12 protein-coding genes and 1 pseudogene are annotated in these 13,863 nt (G+C 75.9%); 11 read left to right on the forward strand and 2 right to left on the reverse strand.

The window, feature by feature from the left end; all coding sequences use genetic code 11:
• Positions 1 to 81: 81 nt before the first annotated feature.
• From WCD58_RS25815 to WCD58_RS25840, 6 genes are read left to right on the forward strand one after another with little or no spacing between them, the layout of a single operon-like run.
• Positions 82 to 279 carry a hypothetical protein gene (locus WCD58_RS25815; protein WP_337705971.1) on the forward strand — a complete coding sequence of 66 codons (198 nt, stop codon included), beginning with the start codon at positions 82 to 84 and terminating at the stop codon, positions 277 to 279.
• 30 nt (positions 280 to 309) lie between these two features.
• On the forward strand, positions 310 to 585 hold the full coding sequence (gene tatA / locus WCD58_RS25820; RefSeq protein ID WP_337705972.1) for a Sec-independent protein translocase subunit TatA: 276 nt from the start codon (positions 310 to 312) through the stop codon (positions 583 to 585).
• 7 nt (positions 586 to 592) lie between these two features.
• A complete protein-coding gene (gene tatC, locus WCD58_RS25825) occupies positions 593 to 1,630 on the forward strand; it encodes a twin-arginine translocase subunit TatC (RefSeq protein WP_337705973.1) in 1,038 nt (345 codons plus the stop codon).
• 20 nt (positions 1,631 to 1,650) lie between these two features.
• Positions 1,651 to 4,554: a DEAD/DEAH box helicase gene (locus WCD58_RS25830; protein ID WP_373696291.1), complete on the forward strand. Its 2,904-nt coding sequence runs from the start codon at positions 1,651 to 1,653 to the stop codon at positions 4,552 to 4,554.
• 7 nt (positions 4,555 to 4,561) lie between these two features.
• Complete coding sequence (locus WCD58_RS25835) at positions 4,562 to 5,305, forward strand: DUF4333 domain-containing protein (protein ID WP_337705975.1); 744 nt, start codon at positions 4,562 to 4,564, stop codon at positions 5,303 to 5,305.
• Positions 5,305 to 5,703, forward strand: a complete 399-nt coding sequence (locus WCD58_RS25840) for an MmcQ/YjbR family DNA-binding protein (protein ID WP_337705976.1) — start codon at positions 5,305 to 5,307, stop codon at positions 5,701 to 5,703. The genes WCD58_RS25835 and WCD58_RS25840 overlap by 1 nt, the downstream gene beginning before the upstream one ends.
• On the opposite strand, the gene WCD58_RS25845 is transcribed toward WCD58_RS25840, so the two are convergent.
• A complete protein-coding gene (locus WCD58_RS25845) occupies positions 5,700 to 6,680 on the reverse strand; it encodes a 5'-3' exonuclease (protein WP_337705977.1) in 981 nt (326 codons plus the stop codon). The two genes, WCD58_RS25840 and WCD58_RS25845, sit on opposite strands and share 4 nt — an antisense overlap.
• Positions 6,681 to 6,793: 113 nt before the next feature.
• On the opposite strand from WCD58_RS25845, the pseudogene WCD58_RS33835 reads away from it, so the two are divergent.
• A pseudogene (locus tag WCD58_RS33835) lies at positions 6,794 to 7,021 on the forward strand (FAD-dependent oxidoreductase); the annotation flags it as partial.
• Positions 7,022 to 8,061: 1,040 nt separating this feature from the next.
• Here the strand turns inward: WCD58_RS33835 and WCD58_RS25855 are convergent.
• Entirely contained in the window at positions 8,062 to 9,987 is a 1,926-nt protein-coding gene (locus WCD58_RS25855) for a DUF2339 domain-containing protein (protein ID WP_444876328.1), read from the reverse strand.
• Positions 9,988 to 10,116: 129 nt separating this feature from the next.
• Here WCD58_RS25855 and WCD58_RS25860 point away from each other — a divergent pair, with 129 nt between their 5' ends.
• Genes WCD58_RS25860 through WCD58_RS25875 form a run of 4 tightly spaced genes read left to right on the forward strand, consistent with a single transcriptional unit; the run spans position 10,117 to position 13,822 of the window.
• Entirely contained in the window at positions 10,117 to 10,323 is a 207-nt protein-coding gene (locus WCD58_RS25860) for a hypothetical protein (RefSeq protein ID WP_133828686.1), read from the forward strand.
• Between the two features lie 60 nt (positions 10,324 to 10,383).
• Positions 10,384 to 11,478, forward strand: a complete 1,095-nt coding sequence (locus WCD58_RS25865; RefSeq protein ID WP_337705979.1) for a M24 family metallopeptidase — start codon at positions 10,384 to 10,386, stop codon at positions 11,476 to 11,478.
• On the forward strand, positions 11,472 to 13,049 hold the full coding sequence (lnt, locus tag WCD58_RS25870; RefSeq protein WP_337705980.1) for an apolipoprotein N-acyltransferase: 1,578 nt from the start codon (positions 11,472 to 11,474) through the stop codon (positions 13,047 to 13,049). Before WCD58_RS25865 ends, lnt begins: the two co-directional genes overlap by 7 nt.
• A complete protein-coding gene (locus WCD58_RS25875) occupies positions 13,046 to 13,822 on the forward strand; it encodes a polyprenol monophosphomannose synthase (RefSeq protein WP_337705981.1) in 777 nt (258 codons plus the stop codon). The genes lnt and WCD58_RS25875 overlap by 4 nt, the downstream gene beginning before the upstream one ends.
• The last annotated feature ends 41 nt before the right edge of the window (positions 13,823 to 13,863 follow it).

Genomic DNA, 13,863 nt, shown 5'->3' on the forward strand with positions numbered 1-13,863 from the left:
ATCGCCAGCAGGATGCCGCATCGCTCGCACCGCGCACGGCCGTTCACCGTGCGGTCACCCCGCCCGGTTAGGGTCGGGGCCGTGCCGTACCTGCTGAGCGTCGTCGTGGTGCTCGTCGCGCTGGTCGGGCTCGGTCTCGTGGTGGCCGCGCTCCTCGGGCCGGTGAAGCGGTTCGTGCTGGTCTCCGGCGTGGCGCGCGAGCAGATCGGCCAGGACGTCGGGTTGATCACCGCGCGGGTGGCCGCGCTGAAGGTCCGCCTCGCCGAGCGCCGCGCGTAGCATCAGCGGCACCGTGGAAGGAGCCACACCGTGAGCGAATGGGTCATCATCGCCATCGTCGGCGTGGTGCTGCTGTTCAGCGCCAAGAAGCTGCCCGACATGGCACGCGGCCTGGGCCAGTCCATGCGCATCTTCAAGGCCGAGACGCGCGGCCTGCGCGAGGACGAGAAGGCCGGTCAGGCGTCGGCCGAGCCGCAGGCCCCGGGCCGTCAGCTGGACGAGGGGTCGTCCACGAACCCGGCCACCAACGGCACCACCGCCCCCAAGGACGACACCCCGGCCACGCGCCCGGGCACCACCTCCTGAGCAGGGCGTGACCTCCCCCTCCTCCGGGTCCCGCGCCCGGTGGTGGCGCAGCCTGCGCTGGCCGGGAGCGCGCCGTCGGGCCAACCCCGACGGCACGATGACGCTCGTCGAGCACATCTACGAGCTGCGGCGCCGCCTCGCCATCGCGCTGCTGGCCATCGCGGTCGGGACGGCGTTCGGCTTCGTCTGGTACACGGCCTACCCCTTCGGCCTGCCCTCGCTGGGCCAGATCCTCACCGAGCCCTACTGCGCGCTGCCCCCGGAGAACCGGGTCCAGCTCGGTGGGGGCGAGGAGTGCCGCCTCGTCGCGTTCGGGGTGTTCGAGCAGTTCGTGCTGCGCCTCCAGGTCGCGGCCACAGCCGGCGCGCTGCTGTCGAGCCCCATCTGGTTCGCCCAGATCTGGGGCTTCATCACGCCCGGGCTGTACGCGAAGGAGAAGCGCTTCGCGTACACGTTCGTGACCGCCGCCGTGGTGCTGTTCACCGCCGGCGCCGTCCTCGCGTATTTCGTGGTCACCCAGGCGCTGCTGTTCCTGTTCACCATCGGCGGTGACATCCAGGCCACGGTGCTGCGCGGGTCCGACTACTTCAGCCTGCTGCTCGCGCTGCTGGTCATCTTCGGGGTGAGCTTCGAGCTGCCCCTGCTGGTGATCATGCTGAACCGCGTCGGCGTCGTCTCCTACGATCAGCTCAGGCGCTGGCGCCGCGGCCTGATCTTCGGGCTGTTCGTCTTCGCCGCCCTCGCGACCCCCGGCCAGGACCCGATCTCGATGCTCGCCCTCGGCGTCTCGCTGGTCCTGCTGCTGGAGTTCGCCATCCAGGTCGCCCGCGTCCACGACAAGCGTGAGGCGCGACGGCGTCTCGAACAGGGCTGGAGCCAGATCCCGGACTGGAAGGGTCTCGACCCGGATCAGCCCTCGCCGCTCGACGACCGGCTCGGCTCCGCAGCACCCTCGCCGGCGCCGGCACCCCGCATCGAACCGGTGGCACCACCGCCCGCCGACCGGGCGAACGACGGGTCCGCCGACCGGTGGGACGTCACCTGATCCAGCGGCACGTCGTCCCGATGTGTCAGTGTGGGTGGGTGGCCACTCGCTCTCCCGCCGAGGCCTACGAGCAGGCTCGCACCCGCACCGCCCACCCGGAGCTCAGCCGGTTCGCCACGGAGCTCTCGTTCGAGCTCGACGACTTCCAGCGCCGGTCGTGCCTGGCCCTCGAGCAGGGCCACGGGGTGCTGGTGTGCGCGCCGACGGGCGCCGGCAAGACGGTCGTCGGCGAGTTCGCCGTGCACCTGGCGCTGGCCCGGGGCCAGAAGTGCTTCTACACGACGCCGATCAAGGCCCTGTCGAACCAGAAGTACGCCGACCTCGTCGAGCGCCACGGTGCCGACGCGGTCGGGCTGCTGACCGGCGACGCGGCGATCAACGGCTCGGCGCCCGTGGTGGTCATGACCACCGAGGTGCTGCGCAACATGCTCTACGCCGAGTCGTCGGCGCTCGAGGGCCTCGCGTACGTCGTAATGGACGAGGTCCACTACCTCGCCGACCGCTTCCGCGGCGCCGTGTGGGAGGAGGTCATCCTCCACCTGCCCGAGCACGTGCAGATCGCGTCGCTGTCGGCCACCGTGAGCAACGCCGAGGAGTTCGGCGACTGGCTGGTCACCGTCCGCGGCGACACCACGGTCGTCGTCGACGAGACCCGTCCGGTGCCGCTGTGGCAGCACATGGTCGTCGGGCACCGCATGTTCGACCTGTTCGCGGAGGAGACGAAGCGAAGCGGAGCTCGACCGTCGAAGGGGGGCGCCGGGCCCACCTCGGCGCTGAAGGTGGACCCGACGCTCGTGCGCGCCGTCGCCGAGGTCGACCGCGGCCCGTCGGTCCGGGGCGGGCGCGCCCGCTCGGGTCCGCCCGGACGGGGTGGCCGGCCGGGTGACCGCCGCGGGGGCCCGGGACGCTCCGGTCCGCCCGGGCGGGGCGGCGGGTCCGGCTTCCGGCCGCCGTCGCGCGTCGACGTCATCGAGCGCCTCGACGCCGCGGGCCTGCTGCCCGCGATCACCTTCATCTTCAGCCGGGCCGGGTGCGACGCGGCGGTCCTGCAGTGCGTGCGCTCCGGGCTGCGCCTCACCGGCCCCGACGACGTCGCCGCGATCCGCGAGGTCGTGGAGCGCCGCACGTCGGGCCTGCCGGACGCCGACCTCGAGGTGCTGGGCTACTGGGAGTGGCGCGAGGGCCTCGAGCGCGGCGTCGCCGCCCACCACGCGGGCATGCTGCCGGCGTTCAAGGAGACCGTCGAGGAGCTGTTCGTCCGCGGCCTCGTGCGGGCGGTGTTCGCCACTGAGACGCTTGCGCTGGGCATCAACATGCCGGCGCGCACCGTCGTGCTCGAGAAGCTCGTGAAGTACAACGGCGAGGCGCACGTCGAGCTGACGCCCGGCGAGTACACGCAGCTCACCGGACGTGCCGGGCGCCGCGGCATCGACGTCGAGGGCCACGCGGTGGTGGTGTGGACGCCGGGGGTCGACCCCGAGCAGGTCGCCGGTCTCGCCTCGACCCGCACGTACCCGCTGCGCTCGTCGTTCCGGCCCGGCTACAACATGGCCGTCAACCTCGTCGACCGTCTCGGCGTGGAGGAGGCCCGCGAGCTGCTGGAGCAGTCGTTCGCGCAGTTCCAGGCCGACCGCAGCGTCGTCGGGCTCGCCAAGCGCCTCGAGCGCAACCGCGAGGCCCTGGCCGGCTACGCCGACGCCGCGGGCGGGCGCTCGGGCGAGGAGAAGGACTTCGCGAGCTTCTCCGAGTACATGGACCTGCGCCGCCGGGTCACCGACCGCGAGAAGATGCTCTCGCGCCAGGGCCGGTCGGCGCAGAAGGCGGACGCCGCGGCCTCGCTGGAGGCGCTGCGGCCCGGCGACGTCATCGCGGTGCCCGGGGGCAAGCGGGCCGGCCTCGCGGTGGTGCTCGACCCGGGCGTCGACCGCAGCCCCCGCGGCCAGGAACCGCGCCCGCTGGTGCTCACCGAGGACCGGTGGGCGGGCCGGCTCTCGCTCGGCGACTTCCCCGAGCCCGTCACGGCCCTGGGCACGATGAAGCTGCCGCGCAAGGTCGACCACCGGGTGCCGCGAGTGCGCCGCGACCTCGCGAACGCCCTGCGCGAGACGGGCATCGAGCCGCCGCTGCGCAACGGGTCCGCCCGCAAGCGCCGGGGCGCGGCCGAGCACGAGGACGCCGAGCTCGCGGCGCTGCGCCGCGCCCTGCGCTCCCACCCGTGCCACGCGCTGCCCGACCGCGACGACCGCGCGCGCTGGTTCGAGCGCCACCAGCGCCTCGAGCGCGAGACCGAGCAGCTCCAGTCGCGGGTCCGCTCGACGACCCACTCGCTCGCGCGCACCTTCGACCGCATCCGCGGGCTCCTCACCGAGCGGGGCTACCTCGACGAGGCCCCCGACGCCGAACAGGACATCACCGAGAACGGGCGGCGCCTGTCGCGGCTGTGGGGCGAGTCCGACCTGCTCGTCGCCGAGTGCCTGCGCAGCGGCGTCTGGCGCGGTCTCGGTCCCGCGGAGATCGCGGCCGTCGCGTCGTCGCTCGTGTACGACAGCCGCCGCGACGACGGCGGGGTGCCGCGCGTGCCCGAGGACGCCGTCACCGCGGTCGACGAGACCGTGCAGCTCTGGCACGACCTCGTCGCCGACGAGCGCCGCCACCACCTCGACAAGACCCGCGAGCCCGACCTCGGCTTCGCCTGGCCGGTGCACCGGTGGGTCCGGGGCGACACGCTGGCGACGGTCCTCGCCGGGGCCCGCGCGCACGGCACCGAGCTCTCCGCGGGAGACTTCGTGCGCTGGTGCCGGCAGGTCGTCGACCTGCTGGACCAGATCCGCGCCGTCGCGGGCGGCGAGGACACCGTCGGCCGTGCCGCCGCCGACGCGGTCCGCGCCATCCGCCGCGGTGTCGTCGCCGTGGGAGAGGGCTGAGCCGATCATGAGCGAGCCGGACGGATCCCGGTCGCCCTGGGCACCGCCGGGCTCGGGCGAGCAGCAGACGGAGACCGACACCCCCGGCGGGGGCGCCTCGCCGAGCGCGGCGACCGCCGACACGTCGGACGTCTCCACCCCGCCGGAGGGCGTGCCCACCCGGCACACGCACTACGACGCCCCCGCGAACGCGGGCACGCAGCAGTACACCGCCCCGGCGGGCTACGGCCCGCCGCCCGGCCACCAGCCGCCGCCGGGGTACGGGCCGCCGCCGGGATACGCCCAGCAGTCCGGCTACGGCCAGTCCGGCTACGGCCAGCAGCCCGGTTACGGCCAGCCGCCGGCCACGGCGGTCTGGGCGCCTCCCGGAGCGCCGCCCGGGGCCCCGCCGGGCGCGGGGTGGGGCCCGCCGCCGCGGCAGCGCCGGCCGTTCCCGTGGAAGGTCGTCGGCATCGTCGTCGGGGCGCTCGTGCTGATCGCGCTGATCGTGGTCGGCCTGCTCGCGTTCGTCGTGGGGCCGCGGTTCGCCCGCGTGGACGTCCTCGACGCCGACGCGGTCGCGCAGGGCGTGACGCGCGTGGTCTCCGAGGACTGGCGCCGCCAGATCACCGACGTGCAGTGCCCGTCGGACCAGGAGGTCCGGCCCGGCGTGCGGTTCACGTGCTCGGCGACGGTCGACGGGCGCCCGGTGCAGGTGCCGGTGTCGATCGTCGACACCGAGGGCACGTACTCGGTCGGCCAGCCACGCTGATGGCCACCCTCGACGACGTCCGGGCCCTCGCGCTGGCCCTGCCGCGCACCGACGAGAAGGTGTCGTGGGGGTCGGCGCACTGGCGGGTGTCGTCGAAGGGGTTCGTCTGGGAGCGCCCCCTGCGCCGCGCCGACGAGGCCCACCTGGAGGCCGCCGGCGTCCCGCTGCCCGACGGCGACGTGCTGGGCGTGCGGGTCGCCGACGAGGGCGTCAAGGCGGCCCTCATCGCCGACGACCCCGCCGTGTACTTCACGACGCCGCACTTCGACGGCTACCCGGCGGTGCTCGTGCGGCTCGAGCGGATCGGCGCCGACGAGCTGCGCGAACTGGTCGAGGAGGCGTGGCTCCAGCGCGCCCCGAAGACGGTCGCGGCGGCCTGGCTGGCCGGGAAGAGCTAGGGGGCCTCCTCGCCCTTCAGCGCCGCGACGAGCCGGTCGACCGAGCCCGTGAGGTTCCAGCGCTCGGCGAGCTCGGTGAGCTTGTCGGTGTCCACGGGCGCGTGGGGCAGGGTGCGGCGCTCGCCGGTCCAGTCGAGAGGGGCGTCGGGGGCGACGCGCACGACCTCCGGGGCCTTGACCAGGTACTCGCCGGCCTTCGCCATCTTGGCCCGCACCGCCGAGGACATCCGGTCGTCGGAGCGGTCGAGTACCGCGTTGATCATCTCGTCCCACGACCCGAACTTCGACACGACCTGCGCCGCGGTCTTCTCGCCGACCCCGGCGACGCCCGGCAGGCCGTCGGAGGGGTCGCCGCGCAGCATCGCCATCTCGGCGTAGCCGTCGCCGGCCCGCGCGACCGGGACGCCGTAGCGGGCCGCGACGTCCTCGGGGCCGTAGAGCTCGTACTTCGACACCCCGCGGGCGATGTAGACGATCCGCACCGGGGTCGGCTCGTCGCGGACCAGCTGGAGCAGGTCGCGGTCGCCGCTGACGACCTCGATCGCGTCGCTCGCCTCGGTGGCGCACAGGGTGCCGATGACGTCGTCGGCCTCGTAGCCCTCGGCGCCGGCGGTCGGGATCCCGGCGGCCGCGAGGACCTCGAGGATGATCTCCACCTGCGGGCCGAGCTCGGGCGGGGCGGCCTCGGCGTCGGGCGCGCCGCCGACGGGTGAGGAGGGGTCGCCCATCGACGGGTCGACGCGGTGCGCCTTGTACGACGGGATCGCACGCACCCGGAACGCCGGGCGCCAGTCGCGGTCGAGGCAGGCGACGACGGCGCCGGGCTGCCGCTCGCGGACCAGGCGGGCGACCATGTCGCAGAAGCCCCGCGCGGCGTTCACCGGCGTGCCGTCCTCGGCGGTCAGCGACGCCGGTACCCCGTAGAAGGCACGAAACCACAGGCTGGCCGAGTCGAGCAGCATCACCGGCGCGTCCATGGGAGGGAGCTTCCCACGCTCCGGACTCGCCCCGGCGCCGACGGTCACGGTGCTTGACGGCTACTCGCGGGAGGAGTGCGCTGGCCACGAAGCGCATCCCGGGGAGCGGCCAGATGGCAGGAACGGACACCGTCGTCGTCGGCGCAGGACCCACGGGACTGGTCAGCGCCGTCGCGCTGGCCCGGCGCGGTCACCGCGTCGCACTGGTCGACAACGACCCGGGGCCAGCCGACGCCGAGCACTGGTCCCGGCGCGGGGTGATGCAGTTCCACCACCCGCACGGCTTCCGGCCCCAGGCCGTCGACGTCATCCGGGCCGAGGTGCCCGAGGCCTACGACGCCCTGCTCGCGCACGGCGCCGAGCCGATCGTCCCGCCGGACGGGGAGCCGGGGCCGGACGGCCTGCCGCCGCGGGGCTCGGGGCTGCGGTGCCGGCGGATGGTGGTCGAGCGCGAGCTGCGCCGGGCCGCCGAGCGCGAGCCCGGCCTGACGCGGGTGCCGGCGCGCGCCGACGCCGTGCTCGCCGACCACGGCCGGGCGGCCGAGGTGCGGCTGCGCGACGGGCACCTCGACGCCGACCTCGTCCTCGTCGCCACGGGCCGCACCGCGAGCCTCGCCGACGACCTCCGCCCGCCCGGGGACTCCACCGACTGCGGGCTCGCCTACGTCTCGCGCCAGTACCGCCTGCACCCCGGTGCCGAGCCCGGCCCGGTGACCTCGTTCATCGGCGCGGTCGCGCTGCACGCCGGCTACATCGTCATCGTGTTCCAGCACGACGCCGGCACCTTCTCCACGCTCATCGCCCGGCCGAGCACCGACCGCCGCCTCGCCGACCTGCGCCACGAGGCCGCGTGGAGCGCCGCCGTCGCGGCGATCCCGCTGCTCGCCGAGTGGACCGACCCGGCCCGCGCGGCGCCGATCTCGCCGGTGCTGCCGGGCGGGCGGCTGCACAACACCTACCGCGGCCAGCTCGACGACCGGGGCCGGGTGCCGCTGCCCGGGCTCGTGTTCCTCGGCGACAGCGTCTGCACCACCAACCCGACCGCGGGGCGCGGGGTGTCGACGTCGTTGATGCAGGTCGAGCACCTGCTCGCGCTCCTCGACGAGGGCGGCGCGGCCGACACCGAGGCGCTCGCGCGGGCCCAGGACGCCTGGTGCCGCGAGCACATCCGGCCCTGGTTCCTCGACCACCTCGCCACCGACGCCGCGCAGACCGCCCGGTGGGCGGGCGAGGACGTCGACCCCGCCCGCCCGCCGACGTCCGACCTCGTCGTCTCGGCGCTGGAGGCCGACCCGTCCCTGATGCGCGTGGTCGGGCCGTACCTGGCGATGCGGGCGCTGCCCGACTCGCTGGCCGCGGTGCACCCGCGGGTCCAGGAGATCTACGCCTCGGGCTGGCGGCCGCCGGTGGCCGAGGGGCCGACCGTCGACGAGCTGGCGTCGCTCGTGGGCGCGGCGGTGCCGTCGGCGCCCGCGCCGCCCCCCGCCGCTCCGGCGACGGCGCGCGCGTAGCCCGTCCCGGCCGCGAGGAGCACGAGCCCCGCGCCCAGGAACGCGGCGACCCGCGCGAGGCCGTCGAGGGCGGTGAGATCGAAGAGCAGCAGCTTCACCACGGCCGCGACGACCAGCACCCCGCCGAGGATGCGCGGCAGCGACGACTGCAGGCCGCGGACCAGCAGCACCAGGGCGACGGCGGTCCACGACACCGTCACGAGGACGTGCCCGACGAGGAAGGCGCCGCGGGTGGGGGAGACGAGCAGCGCAGTGGCCAGGACCGTCCCGGTGGCCCCGTAGAGCCCGATCACGCCGAGGCCGCCGACGGCGACGGCCTTCTGGGTCCGGTCGCGCAGGACGTCGAGGCGGGCGAGGGCGACGACCGCCGCCGCGGCGGCCGCGCCGAGCAGCAGCGACGTGGCGAGCGCCCCGACCAGCTCCGCGACGTCGCCGCTCGTGGCCGTGCCGCCGGGGGCGACGAGGACGAACGGGCGGGTCGGGAAGTCGGCGAGCAGGTCCGGCGGCGCGTCCGCCGCCCACGCCGTGGCCAGGCCGACGAGGCCCAGCACGGCGGCGGCGACGAGGGGGCCGACGCGGCGGGAGACGGCAGCGGCGACCGCGAGCACGGCGGCCTCGGCCAGCAGGGGCACGGAGACCGGTCCGGCGTCGACGGCGATCAGCGTCGCGACCAGCAGCGACACGGTGCCCGCCGTGCCGGCGACGAGGGCGAGCGGACGCTGATGAGCGCTGTCCCAGGCGACGACGGCGAGCAGCAGGGCCACCGCGACACCGCCGGCGACCAGCGCGCCCGGCACGCGGGCCAGGCCCGGCGCGACCAGGAGCACGGGGAGCACGGGCAGCCCGAGCAGCGAGGCGGCCACGGCGCGGCCCGGCGCCCCGACGGCGACGGCCGAGGCGACGCCGGCGGCGAGGACCGCGAGCACGGCGACGGTGGTGGGCAGGTCGGAGAACGTGCCGCCGGCGAGGAAGCGGATCGCGGCACCCAGCGCGGCGAGGGTGCTCGCGACCGCGGCCACGGCGGCGACCACCGGCCACGCCCGGCGGCGGGCGACGACCACGGCGGCCACCTGCGCGGCGAGCAGCACGGTGACGAGCGTCGGGGTCGGCGCGCCGACCACGAGCGGCGCCGCGAGGGCCGCGGCGACGAGCACACCGAGCGCGAGGCCCAGGTGGCGCCAGCGGTCGGCGAGCGCGAGGCCGCCGGCGGTCACGGCGAGGGCCAGGGGAGCGGCCAGCGCGAGGGGGAGGAGGTCGAACAGCGCCACGGCGGCCACGTCGGCCAGGAAGAGCGCGGCGACACCGGTGGCGACGAGTGCCACGGCCCCGGCCGGTGCCTCGTCCGTGCCGGCCCGGCGGCGCACCCTCACGCCGACGCCCACGAGCGCGAGCCCCAGCAGCGCCCCGCCGATCACGCGGGCCTCGGGACCGAACCAGCCGCGCCCGGCGGCCAGGACCAGCAGGAGCACCACGCCGAGGACGGTCGTGGCGCCGCCGGTGACCGCGAGCAGCCGCGCCGGCGTCCAGGACACCCGCGGGGTGCGCGGTGGGCGCGGGGGACGGGCCGGTCCGCCCCGCGGAGGCGGGGGCACGGCGCGCGGAGCCCACGCGGGCGGCGGAGCCCAGGCGGTGGGCGGCGCCCAGACGGGGACCGGCGCCGGGGGCAGGGCCGGCCGGACCGGGGCGGGGGTGGTGCGCAGCGTGTGCAGGTCCGCACGGATCCGCTCGACCTCGCGTGTGAGACCGACGAGGTCGCCGTCGAGGCGGGCCAGGACCGCGTCCTGCGGGGTGCTCATGCCGTGGAGCCTCCCGGACCGGGGTCCCGGCACCCAGGGGACATCTACTCAACCCGGACGGTGCGTGACGCGGCGCGCGAGGGGGAAGAGGATCGACGCCGAACGACCCACGACGAAGGGGAGACGATCATGGGCGACATCGCGTCCAAGCTCGACAAGGAGTACGAGACCAAGAGCGCGCAGGAGATCGCCGACGCACCGGTGGCCGCCCTGCAGGGTGTCAGCGAGAGCGACGCGGAGAAGCTCAAGGAGGCGTTCAACATCAAGACGGTGCGTGACCTCGGCACCAACAAGTACTTCCTCTGGGCGCAGGCCTTCGCGAAGCTCGCCGAGTGACGCGTCGGACGCGCCCCGGGATCCCTCCGGGGCGCGTCCGCTGACCTAGGCTCGACCACCATGAGCAGCACCGTCGCGGCCCGGCTCGAGCGCGCCCGGGCCGCCGCCCGGCAGGCCGGGGTGGACGCCCTCGTCGTGACCCCGGGGCCGGATCTCCAGTACCTCACCGGCGTCGTCAAGCACTCCCACGAACGCCTCTCCGCCCTGCTGCTGCCCGCGCAGGGCGAGCCGGCCTTCGTGGTCCCCACCCTCGAGCGCCCGGGCCTCGACGGGTCGGCGGTCGAGACGATGGAGGTGCTGACCTGGACCGACGGGGTCGACCCCCACGCCCTCGCCGCCTCCCGGCTGGGCGACGTCCGGCGGGTCGCCGTCGCCTCCGACATGCCGGCCCTGCACGTCCTCGGCCTGCGCGACGCCCTGCCCGGCGCCACGCTCGAGCTCGCCACCCCGATCCTGCGCCAGCTGCGGATGCGCAAGGACGCCGAGGAGATCGCCTCCCTGCGCCAGGCCGGCGCCGCCATCGACGACGTGCACGCCCGCGTGCCCGGGTGGCTCGTCCCGGGCCGCACCGAGGCCGAGGTCGGCGCGGACATCACCCGCGCGATCGTCGAGACGGGGCACGCGGAGGCCGCGTTCGTCATCGTCGGCTCCGGGCCCAACGGGGCGAGCCCGCACCACGAGGTGTCCGACCGGGTGCTGCAGACCGGGGACGTCGTCGTCGTGGACATCGGCGGCCCGCTGCCCGACGGCTACAACTCCGACTCCACCCGCACCTACGTCGTGGGGGAGCCCGACGCCGAGGTCCGCGAGGTGTACGCGGTGCTCCAGCGCGCCCAGGCCGCCGCCGTCGACGCGGTCCGCCCGGGCGCCACGGCCGCGAGCATCGACGAGGCCGCCCGCGCGATCATCCGCGACGCCGGGTACGGCGAGTTCTTCGTGCACCGCACCGGCCACGGGATCGGCCTCGAGGTGCACGAGGAGCCCTACATCGTCGACGGCAACGACCTCCCGCTCGAGCCGGGCATGGCCTTCAGCGTCGAGCCGGGCATCTACTTCCCGGGTCGCTGGGGCGCCCGCATCGAGGACATCGTCGTCGTCACCGACTCCGGCTGTGAGTCGGTGAACCGCCGCCCCCACGACCTGCAGTCGTGCTGACGGCGGACGCCGAGCCCGTCCGGCCCGCCCCGCCGCGCCGGCCCGCGGTCGCCGCCTGGTCGCGGGTCGCCGGCGCCGTCGTCGCCGGGCTCCTGCTCTACGTCGCGTTCCCGCCGCTCGGGGCGTGGTGGGCCGCGCCGCTGGGGATCGCGGCGGTCGTCACGGTCGCCGACGGGCGCCGCCTGCGGTCCGCGTTCGGGCTCGGGCTGCTCGTCGGCGTGGCCTACCAGTGGCCGCTGCTGCACTGGACCGGCGAGTACGTCGGCGGCGTCTGGTTCCTGCTGCTCGCGGCGCTGACGGTGGTCATGGCGGTGCCGATCGCCCTGCTGCCGCTGGTGACGCGGCTGCCCGGCGCGCCGCTGTGGGTCGCCTGCCTGTGGACCGCCGGCGAGGCGTTCATCGAGCGCGCGCCGTTCGAGGGCTTCCCGTGGGCCAAGCTCGCCTTCGGTCAGCCCGGCGGGCCGTTCGCCTCGCTGGCCTCGCTGGGCGGCGCGCCGCTGGTCACCTTCGCGGTCGCGCTCTCGGGCGCCGGGCTGTGGGCCCTGGTGCGGGCGCTGCGGCCGCCGCGCCGGGCCGCGCCGCTCGCGGGCGCCCTCGTCGCCGTGCTCCTCGGCCCGGTGGCGGGCCTGGCCGTGTGGCCGTCGGTGGCCGCGAGCCCGCCCGGGCCGACCGCCACGGTCGCCGCGGTGCAGGGCAACGTGCCGCGCGCGGGCCTCGACTTCAACGCCCAGCGCCGCGCGGTGCTCGACAACCACGTGGCGCAGACCCGCCGCCTCGCCGACGACGTCCGCGCCGGCCGCGCACCCCGTCCCGACCTGGTGATCTGGCCCGAGAACTCCTCGGACATCGACCCGATCCGCAACGCCGACGCGGGCGCGGAGATCCAGGCGGTCACCGACGAGATCGGGGTCCCCGTCGTGGTCGGCGCCGTGCTCTCGGGCACCCGCGCCCCCGACGGCACGCTCGTCCGGGGCCCGCGGAACACCGCCATCGTCTGGCTTCCGGGGCGCGGCCCCGCCCAGACCTACACCAAGCGGCACATCCTCCCGTTCGGCGAGTACATCCCGCTGCGCGGCATCGCCCGGGCCGTGTCGCCGCTGGTCGACCGCGTCACCGACTTCGAGCCGGGCACCGGCTCCGGCGTGCTGCCGGCCGGCCCGACCCGCCTCGGCGTCGTGACCTGCTACGAGGTCGTCTTCGACGACGCCGTGCGCGACGCCGTGCGCGGCGGCGCCGACCTGCTCACGGTGCCGACCAACAACGCGACGTTCGGCTACAGCGACATGACCTACCAGCAGCAGGGCATGTCCCGGCTGCGCGCGATCGAGCACGACCGCGCGGTCGTGATCGCCGCGACCAGCGGGCAGAGCGCCGTCGTCGCCCCGGACGGCTCGCTCGTCGCGCGCACGGGCGCGCTGTTCACCCCGGGCGTGCTGGTCGAGCAGGTGCCGCTGCGGACGACGACGACGCTCGCCACGCGTCTCGGGCCGGCGCCGGAGTGGGTGCTGGTCGCGCTCGGCGTGGGCGCGCTCGCCGTCGGGACGGTGCGGCGCCGGCGGGAGCGCGCGTGAGCGGCCCGGCCCCCGACGGGTCGGACGTCCTGGTCACCGTCCCCACCTACAACGAACGCGAGAGCCTGGCCGGGCTCGTCACCCGGCTGCACCATACGCTGCCCGGCCTGCGGATCCTCGTCGTCGACGACGGCAGCCCCGACGGCACCGGCACGCTCGCCGAGGAGCTCGCGGCCGCCGACCCCCGGGTCCGGGTGCACCACCACGCGCCGCGGGCCGGGCTCGGCGCCGCGTACGTCGACGCGTTCTCCCTCATCGTCGACGGGCGGTGCGAGGGGTTCGCGCACGGCGTCGGGTGGGTCGTACAGATGGACGCCGACGGCTCGCACGCGCCCGAGGAGCTCCCGCGGCTGCTGCGCGCGGCGACCGACGCCGACGTCGTGCTCGGCTCGCGCTACGTGCCCGGCGGCGCCACCGCGGGCTGGGCGTGGCACCGCCGGCTGCTCTCGCAGGCCGGCAACGTGTACTCGCGGCGGGCGCTGCGGCTCCCGCTGCACGACGTCACCGGCGGCTACCGCTGCTTCCGCCGGGCGGCCCTGGCCGAGCTCGGGATGGCGACGGTGGCCTCGGAGGGCTATTGCTTCCAGGTCGACGTCGCGTTCCGGGTGGACCGTGCGGGCCTGCGCACCCGCGAGGTGCCCATCACGTTCGTCGAGCGCGAGCACGGCGTGTCCAAGATGAGCGGCGCGGTGGTGCGCGAGGCGCTGTGGAGGATCACGTCGTGGGCCGTGCGGGACCGGGTGCGCCGGCGGCGGGCCAGCCCCACCGGCTGACGGGGGTCGCCCGGGCACACGAAAGGGCCGCCCCGGCGATG

This window comes from Actinomycetospora flava, assembly GCF_037400335.1.
GTDB classification, from domain to species: Bacteria; Actinomycetota; Actinomycetes; order Mycobacteriales; family Pseudonocardiaceae; genus Actinomycetospora; species Actinomycetospora flava.

Bases quoted from the DNA above. Each gene is read 5' to 3' on its own strand.
- WCD58_RS25830 (WP_373696291.1), top strand. From the start codon at position 1,651: ATGTGTCAGTGTGGGTGGGTGGCCACTCGCTCTCCCGCCGAGGCCTAC.
- WCD58_RS25845 (WP_337705977.1), bottom strand. From the start codon at position 6,680: ATGGACGCGCCGGTGATGCTGCTCGACTCGGCCAGCCTGTGGTTTCGT.
- WCD58_RS25865 (WP_337705979.1), top strand. From the start codon at position 10,384: ATGAGCAGCACCGTCGCGGCCCGGCTCGAGCGCGCCCGGGCCGCCGCC.
- WCD58_RS25860 (WP_133828686.1), top strand. From the start codon at position 10,117: ATGGGCGACATCGCGTCCAAGCTCGACAAGGAGTACGAGACCAAGAGC.
- WCD58_RS25835 (WP_337705975.1), top strand. From the start codon at position 4,562: ATGAGCGAGCCGGACGGATCCCGGTCGCCCTGGGCACCGCCGGGCTCG.
- WCD58_RS25855 (WP_444876328.1), bottom strand. From the start codon at position 9,987: ATGAGCACCCCGCAGGACGCGGTCCTGGCCCGCCTCGACGGCGACCTC.
- WCD58_RS25840 (WP_337705976.1), top strand. From the start codon at position 5,305: ATGGCCACCCTCGACGACGTCCGGGCCCTCGCGCTGGCCCTGCCGCGC.